Source organism: Bradyrhizobium sp. LA6.1 (assembly GCF_040547805.1).
GTDB classification, from domain to species: Bacteria; Pseudomonadota; Alphaproteobacteria; order Rhizobiales; family Xanthobacteraceae; genus Bradyrhizobium; species Bradyrhizobium barranii.
The window spans coordinates 17,004-35,592 of record NZ_JBEPQK010000028.1; the positions used below are offsets into that span (position 1 = coordinate 17,004).

Annotated in this window: 14 protein-coding genes and 1 pseudogene; 10 read left to right on the forward strand and 5 right to left on the reverse strand. The window is 64.8% G+C overall.

Translation table 11 applies throughout. The features are described 5' to 3' along the window. Positions 1-281: 281 nt before the first annotated feature. From ABIB99_RS40940 to ABIB99_RS40965, 6 genes are all read left to right on the forward strand, one after another. Positions 282-1,700 carry a M20 family metallopeptidase gene (locus ABIB99_RS40940; protein ID WP_259256113.1) on the forward strand — a complete coding sequence of 473 codons (1,419 nt, stop codon included), beginning with the start codon at positions 282-284 and terminating at the stop codon, positions 1,698-1,700. Positions 1,701-1,960: 260 nt separating this feature from the next. Then, complete coding sequence (locus ABIB99_RS40945; protein WP_354181421.1) at positions 1,961-3,751, forward strand: peptide ABC transporter substrate-binding protein; 1,791 nt, start codon at positions 1,961-1,963, stop codon at positions 3,749-3,751. A 29-nt stretch (positions 3,752-3,780) separates the two neighbouring features. Beyond that, positions 3,781-4,740, forward strand: a complete 960-nt coding sequence (locus tag ABIB99_RS40950; RefSeq protein ID WP_063985816.1) for an ABC transporter permease — start codon at positions 3,781-3,783, stop codon at positions 4,738-4,740. Continuing rightward, positions 4,706-5,623, forward strand: a complete 918-nt coding sequence (locus ABIB99_RS40955) for an ABC transporter permease (RefSeq protein ID WP_014491615.1) — start codon at positions 4,706-4,708, stop codon at positions 5,621-5,623. The genes ABIB99_RS40950 and ABIB99_RS40955 overlap by 35 nt, the downstream gene beginning before the upstream one ends. Next, positions 5,623-6,618 (forward strand): ABC transporter ATP-binding protein, encoded by a 996-nt coding sequence (locus tag ABIB99_RS40960; protein ID WP_014491616.1) that lies wholly within the window; start codon positions 5,623-5,625, stop codon positions 6,616-6,618. Before ABIB99_RS40955 ends, ABIB99_RS40960 begins: the two co-directional genes overlap by 1 nt. After that, positions 6,615-7,583: an ABC transporter ATP-binding protein gene (locus tag ABIB99_RS40965; protein WP_063985815.1), complete on the forward strand. Its 969-nt coding sequence runs from the start codon at positions 6,615-6,617 to the stop codon at positions 7,581-7,583. Before ABIB99_RS40960 ends, ABIB99_RS40965 begins: the two co-directional genes overlap by 4 nt. 24 nt (positions 7,584-7,607) lie before the next feature. Here ABIB99_RS40965 and ABIB99_RS40970 read toward each other — a convergent pair whose 3' ends face one another. The 4 genes and pseudogenes from ABIB99_RS40970 to ABIB99_RS40985 all read right to left on the reverse strand — a co-directional run bounded on the left by ABIB99_RS40970 (position 7,608) and on the right by ABIB99_RS40985 (position 11,920). After that, positions 7,608-8,279 carry an HAD family hydrolase gene (locus tag ABIB99_RS40970; protein ID WP_354181423.1) on the reverse strand — a complete coding sequence of 224 codons (672 nt, stop codon included), beginning with the start codon at positions 8,277-8,279 and terminating at the stop codon, positions 7,608-7,610. A gap of 81 nt (positions 8,280-8,360) precedes the next feature. Next, the gene (locus ABIB99_RS40975; protein WP_354181425.1) at positions 8,361-9,386 is read right to left on the reverse strand and encodes a helix-turn-helix domain-containing protein; all 1,026 of its coding nucleotides are present in this window, start codon (positions 9,384-9,386) and stop codon (positions 8,361-8,363) included. 229 nt (positions 9,387-9,615) lie between these two features. Further along, positions 9,616-11,519 (reverse strand): annotated as a pseudogene (locus tag ABIB99_RS40980) (sensor domain-containing diguanylate cyclase). 179 nt (positions 11,520-11,698) lie between these two features. Continuing rightward, positions 11,699-11,920 (reverse strand): dodecin, encoded by a 222-nt coding sequence (locus ABIB99_RS40985; protein WP_063985811.1) that lies wholly within the window; start codon positions 11,918-11,920, stop codon positions 11,699-11,701. A gap of 146 nt (positions 11,921-12,066) precedes the next feature. Between ABIB99_RS40985 and ABIB99_RS40990 the strand changes: the two genes are divergently transcribed. After that, positions 12,067-12,948 carry a DMT family transporter gene (locus ABIB99_RS40990; protein ID WP_354181427.1) on the forward strand — a complete coding sequence of 294 codons (882 nt, stop codon included), beginning with the start codon at positions 12,067-12,069 and terminating at the stop codon, positions 12,946-12,948. 5 nt (positions 12,949-12,953) lie between these two features. On the opposite strand, the gene ABIB99_RS40995 is transcribed toward ABIB99_RS40990, so the two are convergent. Next, positions 12,954-14,201 carry a glycosyltransferase family 87 protein gene (locus tag ABIB99_RS40995; protein ID WP_354181429.1) on the reverse strand — a complete coding sequence of 416 codons (1,248 nt, stop codon included), beginning with the start codon at positions 14,199-14,201 and terminating at the stop codon, positions 12,954-12,956. Between the two features lie 322 nt (positions 14,202-14,523). Between ABIB99_RS40995 and ABIB99_RS41000 the strand changes: the two genes are divergently transcribed. From ABIB99_RS41000 to ABIB99_RS41010, 3 genes are all read left to right on the forward strand, one after another. Beyond that, positions 14,524-15,525 (forward strand): glycoside hydrolase family 16 protein, encoded by a 1,002-nt coding sequence (locus ABIB99_RS41000; RefSeq protein WP_354181431.1) that lies wholly within the window; start codon positions 14,524-14,526, stop codon positions 15,523-15,525. A gap of 2 nt (positions 15,526-15,527) precedes the next feature. Further along, positions 15,528-17,021, forward strand: a complete 1,494-nt coding sequence (locus tag ABIB99_RS41005) for a GH1 family beta-glucosidase (protein WP_354181433.1) — start codon at positions 15,528-15,530, stop codon at positions 17,019-17,021. Between the two features lie 70 nt (positions 17,022-17,091). Continuing rightward, a complete protein-coding gene (locus ABIB99_RS41010) occupies positions 17,092-18,552 on the forward strand; it encodes an FAD-dependent oxidoreductase (RefSeq protein WP_354181435.1) in 1,461 nt (486 codons plus the stop codon). Positions 18,553-18,589 lie beyond the last annotated feature (37 nt).

Sequence of the window (18,589 nt, forward strand, 5' to 3'; positions counted from 1 at the left end):
GTTCTCCTGGCTGAGAGCATTGCTCCGCCTTGGCCGGCGGAACGACGCGCGAAGCACTCATAATTTAGGCTGGAGGAGGCCGTCTTGAAAGCCTCGTTCCCAACTATTCCGGAGATCGCCGCGTGAAATCTTCGACAGGCACAGGACGCCCGCACAGGTGGCAAGCGGCCGCGCGATCCAGCACCGGCCGCATGGCTGCTGTCCCGCGACGTGCTAGGCGGGGTGCAATGAAGCTGCTAACCATTGCCGCTTCGTTTGCCCAAGAGATCACGGACCGAAGCATGGATAATCGCAGCGACATCTGGCGTGGCGTCGACACGATCAAGGCGCGTTTCATCGACCTCAGCGACAGGGTCTGGGGCATGCCCGAGGTGTGCTACACAGAGGCGCGGTCCGCCGCCGAGCATCTCGCCGAGCTGCGCCACCAGGGTTTCCGTATCACCGAGAACGTCGCGGGCATCCCGACCGCGGTGATGGGCGAGTGGGGTGAGGGCGGTCCGGTCATTGCCTTCATGGGTGAATATGACGCGTTGCCGGGCCTTAGCCAGGAGGCCGGCGTCGCCGAGCACCGTCCGGTCGAGACCGGCGGCCATGGCCATGGTTGCGGCCACAACCTGCTTGGTTCCGCGGCCCTGCTCGCCGCGACCGCGATGAAGGACTGGCTCGCCGAGAACAAGGTGCCCGGCCGCGTTCGCTATTACGGCTGCCCGGCGGAAGAGGGCGGCGCAGCCAAGGCCTTCATGGTGCGCTCGGGCGTGTTTGAAGACGCCGACATCGCCATCACGTGGCATCCGCACAGCTTCTGGGAAGTCGCGGTAACGCCGTCGCTCGCCAACACGCGTGCGGATTTCATCTTCACCGGTCGCACGTCGCACGCGGCGGCCTCGCCGCATCTCGGCCGCTCCGCGCTCGACGCGGTGGAGCTGATGAATGTCGGCGTGAACTACATGCGCGAGCATATGCCGAGCGACGCCCGCGTGCATTACGCCGTGCTCGACACCGGCGGCATCGCTCCCAACGTGGTGCAGGCGCATGCGCGCGTGCGCTATTCGATCCGCGCCCGCGATCTGCCCGGCATGAACGAGCTGGTCGGACGCGTCAGCAAGATCGCAGAAGGCGCGGCGTTGATGACCGAGACCAAGGTCGAGATGAAGATCATCTCCGCGGTCTCCAACATCCTGCCGAATACGCCGCTGGAGCAGGCCTTGCACCGGGTGATGGAAGAGCTGGGTCCGCCTCATTTCGACGATGCCGACAAGGGCTTTGCCAGCCAGATCCGCGCCACGTTGAGCGACAAGGACATCGCGTCGGTCTATTACGCGATCGGCATGGAGCCGACCGATCGGCCGCTGGCCGACTTCCTGGTGCCGCTCGATGCCAAGCGCAACCCGCTGGTCGGCTCGACCGACGTCGGCGACGTGAGCTGGGTGGTGCCGACGGTGCAGGTTCACGCACCGACGGTTGCAATCGGCACGCCGTTCCACACCTGGCAGGTGGTGGCGCAGGGCAAGAGCGGACACGCCCATAAGGCAATGGTGCAGGCGGCCAAGGCGATGGCCGGGATCGGCATCAAGGCGTTGACGGATCCGGAGCTGATCAAGGCCGCGAAAGCGGACTTGCAGAAGCGGACCGCCAAGACACCTTATGTCTGTCCGCTGCCGGACCACGTCGCGCCGCCGCTGACCATGTCCGTGGCGTAGAATTTCGCCTCGATACTTCGTCTGATGCCGCGAACAAATTTTCCGCAGTGCAACGTGGATTCCGGCGCTATTTAGCGCCGGATTGCCGAACGCTTGGGCTGCGGAACAGAGTTTTGCCCAACAGACAGCCAGAACACCGTTTGCATACACATGGTCGCAGTTGACGCGCGGCCTATTCGGTGTGCCATCTACCGCCAGCAAAACCCGGCGGCCGCGGTGCGGCTGCCTGCATCCATACGGGAACCAGACGGGGGACAACCATGCTGGATAAAGAACTGCGTTCGATGATCGGTGACGTGAAGGACGGGCGGATGGATCGCCGTTCCTTCATCAAGCGTATGGCCGCGGTCGGCCTCACCGCACCCCTCGCCAACCAGATCCTCGCGCTCGGCGGCGTCGCCATGGCGGAAGGTGCCCAGACCTACAAGCCGACCAAGCGCGGCGGCGGCGGTGCGCTGAAGCTGCTGTGGTGGCAGGGGCCGACCCTGCTCAATCCGCATTTCGCCACCGGCACCAAGGACCAGGACGGCGCGCGCCTGTTCTACGAGCCCCTCGCTTGTTGGGATCCCGACGGCAACATGAAGCTGGTTCTGGCGGCCGAAATTCCGTCGATCGAGAACGGCGGCCTCGCCGCCGACGGCAAGTCGGTGACCTGGAAGCTCAAACCAGGCGTCAAATGGCATGACGGCAAGCCGTTCACCGCCGATGACGTCGTGTTCAACTGGGAATATGCCAGGGATCCGGCGACCTCCGCCCTGACCATCGCGACGCTCCGCGACATCACGGTCGAGAAGGTGGATGACCTCACGGTTCGCATCCTCTTTAACAAGCCGACGCCGTTCTGGGCCGACGCCTTTGTCGGGGCTCCCAACACCATCATCCCCAAACATTTGTTCGCCGACTACAAGGGGTCCAAATCGCGGGAAGCGCCCACCAACCTCTCGCCGGTCGGCACTGGCCCCTACAAGTTCGTCGAGTTCAAGCCGGGCGATCTCGTCCGCGGCCAGCTCAATCCCGATTACCACATGCCGAACCGGCCTTATTTCGACACGGTCGAGATGAAGGGCGGCGGCGACGCCGTCTCTGCGGCGCGCGCGGTGATCCAGACCGGCGAATATGATTTCGGATGGAACATCCAGGTCGAGGACGACGTGCTGCTGCGCCTCGAAAAGGGCGGCAAGGGCAAGACCGTTTATGCCGTGGGCGGCGACACCGAATTCATCGCGCTCAACTTCACCGATCCGAACACCGAGGTCGATGGCGAGCGCTCCTCGATGAAGACCAAGCATCCGCTGTTCTCCGATCCGGCGGTACGCAAGGCGCTGTCGATGCTGGTCGACCGCGAGTCCATCAAGAAGGCGATCTACGGCCGCGCCGGCCGCACCACCGCCAACTTCCTCAACGGTCCCGAGAAGTTCGTCTCCAAGAACACGACCTGGGAATTCAGCATCGAGAAGGCCTCGAAGCTGCTCGACGACGCCGGCTGGAAGCCCGGCGCGGATGGCATCCGCGAGAAGGACGGCAAGAAGCTGAAGCTTCTGTACCAGACCTCGATCAACGGACCGCGTCAGAAGACCCAGGCGATCGTCAAGCAGGCCTGTCAGAAGGCCGGCATCGACGTCGAGCTGAAGTCGGTGGTGGCGTCCGTGTTCTTCTCCTCCGATGTCGCCAACCCCGACACCTACGCGCATTTCTACGCCGATCTCCAGATGTTCCAGATCCCGCTGAGCCAGCCGGATCCGTCTCAGCATATGCGCCGCTATCTGTCGACCAACGTCGCCACGAAGGAGAACAAGTGGCAGGGCACGAACTTCCCGCGCTGGGTCAACAAGGACTATGACGCAGCGATCGAAGCAGCCGAAGGCGAAATGGATCCGGTCAAGCGCGCGGCGCATTATATCAAGGCCAACGATCTCATGTTCCAGGACACCGTGTTCATCCCGGCGCAGCATCGCCTAAAGGTGGAAGCGGCGGCCAACAATCTGCGTCCTATCATCAGCGGCTGGGCCAACGAAACCGACAATCTGCACGATTGGTATCGCGAGGAATGATCCCCCAGCTCTAGACGGGGTCTTTCCCTATGAGTCAGTACGTCCTGCGTCGCCTCCTGATCGCGATTCCGAGTCTTCTCGGAATCTCGGTCGTGCTGTTCGTCGTGCTGGCGCTTGCGCCAGGCGATCCGTTCTCGGAACTGGCGACGAACCCGAACGTCCCGCCCGAGGTGCAGGCCGCACTTCGGGCCAAGTTCGGCCTCGACGATCCGATCCACCTCCGTTACCTGCACTGGCTCAACGCCATGCTGCACGGTGACTGGGGTTTCTCCTTCGTCAGCCGGATGAACGTCGACACGCTGATCCTCCAGCGTCTGCCGGCGACGCTCTACGTAATCGGTTCGGCGCAGATTCTGGCGCTTCTGATCGCGATCCCGGTCGGGGTCTATGCGGCGACAAAGCCCTATTCGCTGTTCGACCAGATCGCCAACACGCTCGCCTTCGTCGGCTTCTCGCTGCCGACCTTCTTCACCGGAATCCTGTTCATCCTGATCTTCTCGGTCACGCTGGACTGGCTGCCTTTCGTCTATACGACCGACATCAAGGGCACCGGCATCCATTGGGTGCTGGAGATGATCCGGCAGGCGATCATGCCGGTGGCGGTGCTCGGTCTGTTTCAGGCGGCGTCGATGACGCGTTTCGTTCGCTCGGCGATGCTCGACGTGATCCGGCTCGACTATGTCACCACGGCGCGCGCCAAGGGGCTTGGGCAGGCCACGGTCATCGTCAAGCACGTCATGCGCAACGCCATGATCCCGGTCGTCACCCTGATTGCGTTGCAGATGCCGGCCGTGTTCGGCGGCGCCATCGTCACCGAGCAGATCTTCCGCATCCCCGGCATCGGCTCGCTGCTGATCTCCTCCATCCTTTCCAACGACACGCCGGTAGTGATGGCCGTTACCTTTGTCTTCGCGTGCCTCGTCGTGCTGTTCAATCTCATCGCGGACGTCCTTTATGGCTGGCTTGACCCTCGCATCTCCCTCCGCTGAGCGGCGCGTCTACTCGCCCTGGCGCGAGATGTGGCGGCGCTACAGCCGCCACAAGCTCGCCGTGGTCAGTGCGTTTCTGCTCCTCATTCTGATCCTGGCGGTGGTGGCCGGCCCCTTCGTCTGGCGGGTCAAGATCGACGACATCGATATCGTGGCGGGCATGCAGGGGCCGTCGCTCGCCCATCCGTTCGGCACCGACGATCTCGGGCAGGACATCCTGGCCCGCATGATCTATGGCGGGCGCATCTCGCTCGCGGTCGGCCTTGCCGCGATGCTGGTCTCGGTCTTTATCGGTGTCCTGATCGGCGCGCTCGCCGGCATGTCGCGCGGCGCGCTCGGCCACGGCCTGATGTGGCTCACCGATCTCTTCCTGTCGCTGCCGCAACTGCCGCTGCTGCTGTTGCTGATCTATCTCTTCCGCGACGGGCTGAAGCAGATGTTCGGTCCCGAGGGCGGCATCTTCATCCTGATCGTGCTCGTGATCGGCGGCTTGCGCTGGATGCCGGTCGCGCGGCTGGTGCGCGCGCAGTTCCTGTCGATCCGCGAGAAGGAGTTCGTCGAAGCCGCCCGTGCGCTCGGCGCAAGTCCGGTGCGCCAGGTGGTGCGGCACATCCTGCCCAATGCGCTCGGTCCGGTGATCATCGCCGGCACCATCGACGTCGCTGCCGCCATCATCGCGGAATCGACGCTGTCCTTCCTCGGCCTCGGCTTTCCGCCGGATACGCCGACCTGGGGCCGGCTCCTGTACGACGCCAAGGATTTCCTCGACATCGGCCCGCACTGGGCGCTGTTCCCGGGCGGCGCGATCTTCATCGCGGTGGTCGCCATCAACTTCATCGGCGACGGCCTGCGTGACGCGCTCGATGCGCGGCGGGTGATCTGATGGCGCCGCTGCTGGAAATCAAAGGGCTGAAAACCCACTTCTCGACCGACGACGGCATCCTGCAGGCCGTCGACGGTGTCGACATCTCCATCAACAAGGGCGAGACGCTCTGTGTCGTCGGCGAATCCGGCTGCGGCAAGACCGTGACCGCGATGTCGATCCTGAAGCTGATCGCCATGCCGCCGGGCCGCATCGCGGCGGGCCAGATCATCTTCGAGGGCCGCGATCTCGTGCCGCTGACGAGCCGTCAGCTCGACGAGATCAGGGCCAAGGAGATCGGCTTCATCTTCCAGGAGCCGATGACCTCGCTCAATCCGGTGCTCACCATCGGCGAGCAGATTGCCGAGAGCCTGCGCCGCCATGAAGCGGTGACGAAGAAGCAGGCGCTCGAGCGCACCATCGAGATGCTGAAGCTGGTGCAGATCCCCAACGCCGAAGGCCGCGTGCACAATTATCCGCATCAGTTCTCAGGCGGCATGCGCCAGCGCGTGATGATCGCGATGGCGCTTGCCTGCAGGCCGAAGCTGATCATCGCCGACGAGCCCACCACCGCGCTCGACGTCACCATCCAGGCGCAGATCCTCGACCTCCTGCAGGACATGAAGGAGCGCTTCGGCATGGCGGTGATGCTGATCACCCACGCCATGGGCGTCGTCGCCGAGACCGCGCAGCGCGTCGTCGTGATGTATGCCGGCAAGGTGGTGGAGGAAGCGCTCGTCGACGACCTCTTCGGCAATCCCGGCCACCCCTACACCCAGGGGCTGATCCGCTCGATCCCGCGCATCGATCTCGACAGCGAGCACAAGACAAGGCTCGAAGCGATCGGCGGCTCGGTGCCGATCCTGATCAATCCGCCGGTCGGTTGCCGCTTCGCTCCGCGCTGCAAGTTTGCCATGAACGTCTGCACCGAGAAGGAGCCGCTGCTGCGCGAGATCGCGCCCGGCCACCGCATGGCCTGTCATTTGGGAGATACGCAGTTGGGAGGCACGGCATGACCGAGCCCTTGCTCCGCGTCAGCGGCCTGAAGAAATATTTCCCCGTGCACGGCGGCCTGTTGTCGCGCCAGGTCGGCAGCGTCTATGCGGTCGACGGGGTCTCGTTCTCGGTCAACCGCGGCGAGACGCTCGGCCTCGTCGGCGAATCCGGCTGCGGCAAATCCACCACCGGCCGCTGTGTGCTGCGCCTGATCGAGCCGACCGACGGCGAGGTCGTGTTCGACGGCCAGGACGTGCGCCAGCTCAGCGGCAATGATTTGCGCGCGATGCGGCGGAACATGCAGCTGGTGTTCCAGGATCCGTTCGCCTCGCTCAATCCGCGCATGACGGTCGGCGCCATCCTCGGTGAGGCCCTGATCATCCATAAGCTCGGGTCGTCGGCCAAGGAGCGCGAGGAGCGCGTCGCCAGCCTGCTTGTGAAGGTCGGCCTCAAGGCCGAGCACATGCGCCGCTACCCGCACGAATTCTCGGGCGGCCAACGCCAGCGCATCGTGATCGCGCGGGCGCTCGCGGTCGAGCCGAAGCTGATCGTCTGCGACGAGCCGGTATCCGCGCTCGATGTGTCGATCCAGGCGCAGGTGATCAATCTGCTGGAGGATCTCCAGGCCGAGCTGAACCTCACCTATCTGTTCGTCGCGCACGACCTGTCGGTGGTCGAGCACATCTCCGACCGCGTCGCCGTGATGTATCTCGGCCGGATCGTCGAGCTGGCGAAAGCGAGCGATCTCTACCGCAATCCGCAGCATCCCTACACCAGGGCGCTGTTGTCGGCGGTGCCGGTGCCCGATCCCAAGCTCAAGCGTGAACGCATTCGCCTCAAGGGCGACGTGCCAAGCCCGATGAAGCCGCCATCCGGCTGCCACTTCCACACCCGCTGCCCGATCGCCCAGCCGCGCTGCGCGGAAAGCGCGCCCGTACTGAGGGAAGGGGCGGGCGGCCATTTTGTGGCGTGTCATCTCGCCTGACGTCGCGCGAGACGGTGCGCCCGTTCATCCGTCCCGGAGCAGGCCGTGCGCCGAAAGGGCCTGCCGGAAAGCCTCCACCGACGTGTGATGATGCGCGAAGAGGCCCGCTTCCCGCGCGCCGGCGACATTTGCCGCGAGGTCGTCGACGAACAGAACGGTCTGCGGCGTCGCCTGTAGCTCCGACAGGCAGAGGCGATAGCAGCGCGGGTCCGGCTTGGCCGCCTTGAACCGGGCCGAGGTGTAGATGCGGGAGCCGAACAGCGGGCGCAGTTCCGGCAGCAGCGTGTCGATATGGTCGGCGACCAGCGTGGTATTGTTGGTCAGGACGGCAACATCGATGGTCTCATGCAGGCGGCGGGCAATCTCCAGCATCGCGCGATCGGCCTTCATCGAACGGCGGCGTGCCTCCACCCACTCATCGAGCGACAGGGGATAGCCGATGCGCTCGCCAAATCCCCGCAAATAGTCGGCGGCATCGAGTGTGCCGGAGTCGCCGAGAAGCTCGAATCCGCTCTCCCAGATCGCCTTGTAGACGAACTCACCGGTGGTCCCCGCAAGCTCCGCCAGACACGCGACGCGCCTTCCTCTGTCGTATTCGCAGAGGACATTGTCCATGTCAAAGAGGACAAGCTTGATCTCGTCAGGCACGGGAACGCTCCCGGCCGGACCGAAACATCCGGCCGCGCTCAAAGTCATATCCCACCGGAACGCGGGCGACAAATCCGGGCGCAAAGGCCGAACGTTGCGATACTGGTGTCGAGCGTAGCAGCTTCATGGCTACGAGGTGCGGCGGCGGGCCAGTTGATGCAGCACCGTGTCGATGGTCGGGACCGCACCGGTCTCGCGGAGCCAATTGTCGGCCAGCTCCCTCAGTTCGCCCGGCGTCAAGCCGAACTTGCGGCGGAATGCGCGAATGAAGGTGGAATCGCTGCTGAAGCGCATGCCGACGGCGAGGTCGATCAGCCGCGTGTCCTCCGCGGACGGCGATATCAGCTGGCGGAAAGTGAGATTGAGGCGCTGCTCCCTCACATAGTGCGAGAGCCCGCCATCCGCCTCGAACAGCCGATAGAGGGTCGCGCGCGAAATCTGGAAGTGGCGGCACAACTCGTCTGCGGTGAGCGCGTCGGTCTCGAGATTGTCCGCGATGCGGCGCTTGATCATCGCAAGATAAAGATGCCGCTCGGCGCGTTCGACTCCGGCCGCAATGTCGGCGGTCCCGCCGGCGGCCGCGGCAACGATGTCGGCGATCGCTTCGATCGTGGCCTCGGCGCTGCCGGCCGCGGGCTCGGGTGGCAGCGTAAGCGCCGCGTAATGGCTGGCAAGCAGGCGCGTATGAGGATGGTTTGACGGCAGCAAGGTTGCCGTGGCCGAATCCGGATGAGCAAGCCGTGGTGCCAGCATGGCGCGTTGCAGGATGATCGCCATCAGGCGGGTACGACTGCCGCCGCCGCGCAACACGGTCCGGTTCGGCTGCGCCATGTCGATCAGGCAGATGGCGCCGGGCCCCATCGTCACCTCGCGCCGGCCCGAGCTGAACCGCATCTCGCCTTCGACACACAGGGTGATCTGAAAGTGATCCATCGCACCGCGGGCGACGTGCGCGGGCGTCCGGTCGTATTCCTGATCGGTCGCGCGCGTATCGACCAGCAACGCATTGCGGGTCATCATCGTCACGGTGGTGACATGGAAGTCGTCCTCCGTGGTGAGCGGAACGACATCGCAGATGTCGGCCGTCATGGCGCGCAACTGTCTCAGCGCGTCTACCCCGCGCCCCGGGATGTCCGCCGGCATGGTCTCGTTCACGGCCGTCTCGTCTGCATTGCCCCACGATGAGGCCGTACCGCATGGACCCGATCGAAGAAGTCCGGCGGCCCCCCAACATCGCCTCGGGATGTAGCCATTCAGAAATCGGTGCGCAAGCGATGGTGGGCGGGATTTGGCGCGCGCCGATGTGCCGCATGTGCACATCGCGTTAGCCGCGCTTGCCAGCTACGCAGGAAAGGGCGGCGTTCGCTACGCCTGGCAGGATTCGTCACGCGCTCTTCGCGGGCCAGGGCACGACCTGTCCCGACATCACCATACGGTCGCGGCCGCTGTCCTTGGCGGCGTAGAGTGCGCGGTCGGCGCCGGCGACCAGCGTGTTGCAGTCCGGCACGGTCTGAGATGGAAGGCTTGTCGCAGCGCCGATGCTTGCCGTAACCAGCCGGGAGGGCGGATTTTGCGCATGCAGCATGGCGAGGTCGTGCAGTGCCTCGCGAATCCCTTCGCCGACTTCGGCGCAACCATCCGGGCCGGTGTTCGGCAACAGAACGGCGAATTCCTCGCCGCCGTAGCGCGCCGCGAGGTCAGCCGGGCGCCTGGCCTGAGCGGACAGGATCCGGCCGAGTGCGCGCAGGCAGCCGTCGCCCGCCTGATGTCCGTAATGATCGTTGAATTTCTTGAACTGATCGACGTCGATCAACAGGAGCGAGATCTGCGTGCCGTCGCGCCGGGCGCGCGCCCATTCCTCCGCGAGGCGTTCGTCGAACGCGCGGCGGTTGGCAAGGCCGGTCAGGCCATCGGTGGTCGCGAGCGATGCCAGTTTGTCCTGCAAGTCCTTCTGCTCGGTCATGTCGCGCACGACCGCGACGACACCGTCGACCTCGCCGCTGTCGGAGGCTCGGGTCACGTGCAAGGCCGCCTCGGCCCAGATATCGCCCTTGTCGCGATGGCGCTGGCGATAGACGAACCGCGCTTCCTCGGCCTCGCCGTTCTTCAGCGCTGCGATGGCCTGCTCGACCCGCTCCATGTCGTCCGCGTGGATACCGGCCACCGCCGACGTGCCGAGCAGTTCCTCGGAGACCAGCCGGTGATGCGCGCGCACGAGGGAGAGACGTAGATCAGCCGGTTATCCAGCCCGATCCGGGATACCATGTCGCTGGATTGCTCGGCGAGCAGGCGGAAATGGGCTTCATTCGCGACCAGGGCCTGCGCCATTCGCTGCCGCTGCCAGAGCTGGCGGACCAGGTAGAACCCGATCACCGCGATCAGCGCGACGAGGCCGAGCACGAAGACCGTGCGTACGGCTGCCGCGCGCCGCCAGGGCGCCAGCACGTCGTCCTGCGACTTGCTCGCCAGCACCATCAGCGGATAGCGGCTGCTGCGCTGGTAGTAGCTCAGCCGCTGCACGCCATCGAGCGGCGACTTGAAATAGTAGACTGCCGCCGCCGGACGGCTTTTCCATTCCCTGAACAGCGGCGCGTTGGAGAGGTCGCGCCCGATGAAGGCGCCGCTCTCGTCGTGGCTGCGCGCCAGCATGATACCGGCGTCGTTGAGCAGCGATGCCGAGCCGTTCGACCCGACGTCGAAGCGCTCGTAGAATCTCGCGAAATAGGCGACGTCGATCGTGAGCAGCGCGACGCCGGCAAAGCTGCCGTCGGGGTGGTTGATCCGGCGTGACGCGGTGATGATCCACTGGCCGCCGGCGCGGCTCTTGATGGGCCGCCCGATCAGCGTGTCCTTCGCCGGGGAATCTCGGTGCTGCCGGAAATATTCGCGGTCGCTGTTGTTGAGCTTGGAGAAGTCGAGATGCTCGGTCGTGGCAAGCCATCGGCCGGTCTCGTCATAGACGAAGATGCCGCGGATGCGGTCCGACGACTTGCGGGTCGGCAGGTAAGTCTGGAGCTTCGCGATCGTGTCCCGGCCGGTTCCGTCGAGTTCGAGGCGATGGACCAGTCCGACCAGGATCGTATCGGCGAGCTCGAATGTGTCGTCCGCGTGCTGGACCAGGGAATGCGCGAGGTTGGCGACGTCGATCTCGGCGTTCCTGAGATCGGCGTTGTGCGTTTCCCATTCGCGCCAGACGCTCAAGCCGAGGATCGCCACGCAGATCAGCACGACGAATCCCGCCGCCCAGAGCGGAAGGCGCGTCTTGCCGAGTTCGCGGTCCGTGACCATCGGCTTGCTCCAAATCGGGGCAAACCTCTCACTTTGGTCTTAACGGCCTGTTGCAACTTCCGCGATGATTTTGCGCGTCCGTAGTCAGCCGGAGGAGATCGTCGATATTTTGATCGACTCTCATCGTCGGATGTTAACCACGCCGCCGCGGCATGATGTTTCGCGCGGCGTCTGCCGCGTCAGTCCATCAGCGTGAAGCCGACGCGCAGCGTCACCTGGTAGTGGCGGACGGCGCCATTCTCGATGTGACCGCGTGTCTGCACCACCTCGAACCATTTCATTTCGCGAACGGTCTTGGCGGCGCGGCTGATCGCGTTCTTGATCGCATCCTCGATGGAGGTCTCGGATGATCCGACCAACTCCAGGATCTTGTAGACGTGATCCGTCTCGGCTGTGGGCATGGTACGTCTCCCTCGTTTGCGTTGCGGCACCACCGCCACCCGCTCCCATTTGAACGGGTACCGGCGTTCCCGGTTCCATCGTCCGCCATGGCCCGCATGCGCCAGCCGAGGTGGAGTGCGCCGCACCCGCCTGCTAAGCGCTGTCCATGGATTCGGCGCGGCGCGACAGGACGATCGGCTCTCTCTGCCTCGGTGTGACCGCGTTCGGCTGGGCGCTGAACTGGCCATTGATGAAGCTGCTGCTCCAGCAATGGCCGCCGCTGTTCGCGCGCGGGCTGGCCGGCGTCTGCGCCTCGCTCATTCTCGGCGCGCTGGCACTGAGTCGGAAGGAATCCTTCGCCGTTCCGCGCGAGGCGATTCCGCGGCTGTTGTTTGCGACCCTCACCAACGTCCTTGCCTGGATGGGGCTCGGCACGGTCGCGATGAAATATGTGACCGTGAGCGAAGGGGCTCTGCTCGCATATACGATGCCGATCTGGGCCATGCTGTTCGCCTGGCCGGTGCTGGGTACGCGGCCGACCATGCGGGATATTTTGGGTCTCGTCCTCGGTGTCGCCGGCGTCGCGCTGCTCCTCGGCGGCAACGGCTTTGCGTTCGGCGCCGACAAGCTGCTCGGAATTGCGCTCGCGCTGCTCTGCGCCATCCTGTTCGCGCTCGGCAATGTGCTCAACCGCAAGCCGCTGCCGATGCCGCCGCTGGTGGTCGTCGCCTGGCAGGTTGGGCTAGGCTGCGCCACGATGCTGATCCTCGGCATCCTGTTCGAGCATCCCGACATCACCGCGATCACCCCGCTGGGACTCGGCTGCTTCGTCTATATGACGCTGGTGCCGATGGGCGTCTGTTACGTCACCTGGTTCGAGACGTTGAGCCGCCTGCCGCCGACCTCGGCCTCGACCGGCATGCTGATCGTCCCCGTGATCGGCGTCGTCTCCGCCGCGGTCATCCTGGGCGAGCCGCTGGGCCTGCGCGAATGGGCGGCGATGGCGCTCACGCTCGGCGGCGTGACGCTGGCATTGCAGCGGGCCTAGAGGCGTTATTCCGCGGCCTGCGACAGGATGGGCGCCGGCTGCGTCCCGCGCCACAGCAGCCGCAGCAGCAGGACCAGGAGCGCCATCAGGGCGAAGCCGCCCAGGGCGGGCGCGAAATGTTGGTCGGGATCGGCCTTCTGCCCGAATTGCACCGCGAGCCGCCCCGACTGCAACAGCCCATAGGCTCCGGCGAACAGGATCAGCCCGTATATGACGCTCCGCTCGCGCGGGCTCGCCATCCTGGCGAGATCGGGCAGCATCAGGGCCAGACCGATCCCGACCATCGGCAGATCGTAATCATACGCATAGGGGCTGATCATCACGGATACCATCACGGCGGCACCGAGCGTGAAGGCCGGTGAAGCGCCCCGCGCCGCACCGAGAAGGACGGCGAACAAGGCCAGCCCGGCAACGGCCGTCTGTCCCCAGAAGGCGGCGCTTGCGGGAAGGCCGGCCTTGTACAGCGCCGCATAGGTCGAGATCATGCGGAAGAGTGGGTAGAAGCCCTGCTCGAGATAGCCCGCCGATTCCCTGATCGCTCCGAGCCACGCGAACCAGATCTGCCATCCGAAGAGCAGCGTGCAGAGCAGTGAGCTCGCCAATACGACGGCCGCGGCCGTTCCGAGCGCAATCCAGCGCCGCGTCACCAGCAGATAGACGCCGGCGGCAATCGCAAGGTGCGGCTTGATCACCATGGCGCCGAGCGCGAGGCCCGCCAACAGCTGCCGCCGCTCCACATTGAGACAGACCAGCCCGATCAGCGCCCCCGTCAGAAAGCCGTTCTGCCCGCAGCCGATGGTGATCGCCATCGCCGGAAACAGGATCACCAGCACCTGCGCGAAATTCCGGCCGGCGATCGCCCGGAGCGTCACGAAATAGAGCGCAAGTGTCGCGGCGGTGAACAGGAGATAGCCGACGCCGACCGGCAGGAATGCGAACGGTGCGAGCAGGAGGTCGTATTGCGGCGGATAGGTCCAGGGCATGAAGCCGGTGGCGCCGCCGGCGGCCTCCATCTGCATCTTCAGCAGGGCATCGAAATGATAGACTTGGTCGAGATCGCCGCGCCAGACGTGCTGCGCGACGATGTGGAAGGCATCGAAATCGGCGAGCTCGCGATCCGTCCAGCCGCCGAAGCGTGCGAACCAGAAAGCCTTGAAGACGGCGATCGACGCCAGCGCCGCCAGCACGAAGCGGACATAGGCAGTCCGCTTCGACGGCGAGGACTGAACCGCTTCCAGCGTCTCGGCAAACATGAGCGACGACCTTGGACCTGATGGATCGGCGGTTGGACGGGCAGGGCCGCGGATCCCGGCCAAACTGCCATCGGAGGCTTAAGGGACGGTAACGAATGCGGAAGGATTTGGCGCCCGCGCCTCTCCGGCGGAGCTGGAGCGCGCGGAACTGGCCCGGTTAACCGCCGATCTTGCGCCCGGGATGACGCGATTTCCGGCCGAACCTGGATGCGATGTCGAGATGACCTTTTCGAAATCGCCCGCCCGCACAGAGGGCCGTGCTTGCCCGCTCGAAGACAGGCGAGCTAACCTCCGTACATCCTGCCAAGTTCGATGTGCGGTGATGATCGACAGTTGGACGAAGGGCGCTCTGGTTGCGATCGGCCTGTCTGCCGTGCCCGCGCCGGGCGTCGCGCAGGACGATCTCGATGCTGCGCCCGGCACGATGACGCTGCAAGTGACCACCGATCCCTCCATGATCGAGTGCCGCAAGCTTGAGACGGTCAATCCCGCCTTGCTTGCGTTCCTGCCGCTGCGCCGGACTTTCAACGATGACTTTGACGAGCATCCGCTTGCGACAGGTCGCTGGGTGCCGCATTACGCCGGCGGTGCGGCGTGGCCGGAAGCGCGCTACTGGGGCGGTGACGGCTCCGACTTCAAGCGCAAGACCAGCGCCAATGGCGAGCAGCAGATCTACGTCGATCCGCGCTATTCGGGGCGTGCGGGGACGCCGCTTGGGCTTGATCCGTTCAAGGTGAAGGACGGTGTGCTCTCGATCGTCGCCAGCCGCACGCCGCCGGAACTGAAGTCCGTTCTGTTCAACAACGAGTACGTCTCGGGGATCCTGACGACCCAGGGCACGTTCGCGCAGAAGCACGGCTATTTCGAAATCCGCGCCAAGGTGCCGGTCGGTCACGCCGTGTGGCCGGCGTTCTGGATGCTGGCGGACGACGGCGGCTGGCCGCCGGAGGTCGACGTGCTGGAAGGCCGCGGCGAACGGCCCGGCGATCTCGTGATGACGACGCATTGGCGGATTCCGTCGACCCAGAAGATCCAGTCCTGCGGCTTCGACTATGCGGTCGGAGATGCCTCCAGCGTGTTCCACAATTACGGTGTGCTGTGGGAGGAGGATCGCCTGGTCTATTTCATCGACCGCAAGCCGGTCTCCGACATCAAGGTGCCGATCGGCTTCGACGATCCCATGTACATGATCGTCAATCTCGCGATCGGATCGAAATTCTTTCTCGGCGTCGGTCCGGTCGATACGGAATCGCCACCCACGGTCGCATTCGAGATCGACCGGATTTCCGCCTATCAGATCGATATGGAGCAGGCTCGGAGATAGCGATGTCAGCTGATGTTTCGCGGCGCGATCTTGCGAAGCTCGCGGGGCTCGCCGCGCTTGGTGCAGCGGCGGGGGCCAGGGCTGCAGACAACAAGGCTGCAGATAACAAGGCTGCAGATATTGAGACGCCCGCATCGGCCGATCGCCACGCGCCCTTTCCCAAGGATTTTCTGTGGGGCACGGCAACCTCGTCCTACCAGATCGAGGGCGCCGTCGACGAGGACGGCCGCGGTAAATCGATCTGGGACATTTTCAGCCACACGCCCGGCAAGATCGAGGACGGCTCGACCGGCGACCGCGCCAACGAGCACTATCACCGCTACAAGGATGACGTCGCGCTGATTAAGGCGCTCGGCGTCAAGGCCTACCGCTTCTCGATTGCGTGGCCGCGGGTGTTTCCGGATGGATCGGGCCAGCCCAATCCGAAGGGGCTCGATTTCTACAACCGGCTCGTCGACGAGCTGCTCGCGAACGGCATCGAGCCCTACGCCACGCTCTATCACTGGGACCTGCCGCAGGCGCTCCAGGACCGCGTCGGCGGCTGGCAGTCCAGCGACGCGTCGAAGGCTTTTGCAGATTACGCCGCCTACGTCGCCGCGCGCCTGACCGATCGCGTCAAAACCATCTTCACCGTGAACGAGGTCGGGCGCTTCGTGAATTTCGGCTATGGCTGGGGCATCGACGCACCCGGCCTCAAGCTGCCGACCGCGCAGCTCAACCAGGCGCGCCATCACGTCGCGCTGGCGCATGGGCTCGCGGTGCAGGCGATCCGTGCCTCTGGCCGCGCCGACACCCGCGTCGGCGCGGCCGAGAATATCGCGGCCTGCGTGCCCGCGATCGCAACGCCGGAAAATATCCGCGCCGCCGAGATCGCAACGCGCGAGCTCAACGCCGGCTTTCTTGGCGTGGTGCTGGAGGGCAGGTACACCGACGGCTTCCTCGCCTATGCCGGGGCGGATGCGCCGAAATTCACCCCTGAGGAGTTGAAGATCATCGGCACGCCGAACGATTTCGTCGGGCTCAACATCTACGCGCCGCAATACTACGTCACGGCCTCCGATCGCGCGTCGGGCTTCCGCGTGCTGCCGTTCCCAACCTCGTTCCCGCACATGAACTCGGAATGGCTGCGGGTCGGCCCTGAGGTGATTTACTGGGCTCCGCGTCTCGCCGCAAAAATCTGGAACATCGAGACCATCTATATCAGCGAGAACGGCACCTCGTCCGAGGACAAGATTTCCGCCGACGGCCAGGTCTACGATCTCGACCGCATCATGTTCCTGCGCAATTACCTGACCCAGATGCAGCGTGCGATCGCCGAGGGCGTGCCGATTCGCGGCTATTTCCTGTGGAGCCTGATGGACAATTTCGAGTGGATCTACGGCTACGGCAAGCGCTTCGGCCTCTACCGGGTCGACTTCGAGACCCAAGCGCGCGTGCCGAAGCTGAGCGCAGCGTTCTATCGCGACGTGGTGATGCGGAATGCGATCGGGGTGTGAGCTGGACGCCTAGCCCCCGCTACTCTCCTGGCCCACAATAGACCCGCGCCACGGCGCCGTTCGTTTCTCCTTGAAGCGCGCATCGCGGCCGCTCCGTTGCAATCGAAACAAAGATCCCGCGATTGGAAACATTCCCGTAGTGCGGTCCACGCACAGAAAGGTGGTGAATCGAACCAAAGGAATAAGTATGAGCCGTCATTTTGGGCAACGCGCGGTTGTCATCGGAGCGGGGATTGGAGGATTGTCTGCCGCCGGTGCGCTTTCTTCCGCCTTCCAGGAAGTCGTCATTCTCGAACGCGATGTCCTGCCGGCTTCGATCATGTCCCGCGCCGGCGTTCCCCAGGATCGGCATCCGCATCTTCTTCTGGCCGGTGGGCTGCAGGCCCTCGACTCCCTTTTCCCGGGTTTCGCGCAGGAGCTTGCCGCCGCCGGTGCAGTTCCCGTGAATGTCTTCAAGGACGTCCAGTACGAGCGGCCAGATGTCGGCGCGCTGCCAAGGCGCGACTGCGGGACGTCGCTGCTGTGTGGCTCGCGGCCGCTGATCGAGCATACGCTGCGCCGAAAGGTGACTGCGATCGCCAATGTCAAAGTGCAATCGCAGAGCCGCGTGACGGAGATCGTGCCGGCTGCAACCCGGCCGATGGTGAAGTTCGAGAACGACGCAGGCGTTGGTGCGGCGATCGAGGCGGATCTCGTGGTGGACGCATCCGGCCGCGGCGCGCCGACGCTCGGCCTGCTCGATGTGCTTGGCTGGGAGCGGCCGCAGGAGACCGTCGTGGGCGTCGACATCAGCTACACCACCGCGGTTCTGCGGCCGGGGCGAACCTCGTTCGACTGGCAAAATCTGGTCACGTTGCCCGATCCCGCCACGTCGGCGACAGCCGGCTTGATCATTCCTCTCGAAGGCGGGCGCTGGTTTACATCGATCTCCCATCACGGCGCGACGAATCGCCCCGGCACGTGGGAGGACTATCTTGCGGCTGCGCGCCAATTGAAGACGCCGGCGATCTACAACGCAGTCTACAAGCTCTTGCCACCCGGAGGCCTCCGGCATTTCGTGTTTGACGCGAGCCGCTGGCGGCATTTTGAACGGCTCAAGCGGCTGCCGCGCGGGATTCTCCCCGTGGCGGACTCGCTGTGCCGGTTCAATCCGGTCTACGGGCAGGGCATGACGGTCGCCGCGCGAGAGGCAAAGTTGCTGCGCGAGATCCTGGATCGCGTCGCCGGGGAGGCGGACCCGATCGAGGCCCTCCAGGCTGGGTTCATGTCCGAAGTGGGCGCGCTGCTTCAGGCACCCTGGAACATGGGCGTGAACGCTGACTTCGCCTATCCAACCACGCGGGGCGAGCGCCCGGAGCGGTACGAGGAAAGCCGGCAGTTCGAGGCCGCTCTATTCCGGGCTGTCGTGGCCGATCCGGTGGTCCAGCGCGCGTTCTCGGATGTCGTGCAACTTATGGAGCCGTTCGACCTGATGAATTCGCCTGATATCCGCCAACGAATCGAGGCTCATTCGCTGGCGCAGAATGCGTGACGTTCGATGAAGCGAACCGAGGACCCGACGGGTCCTC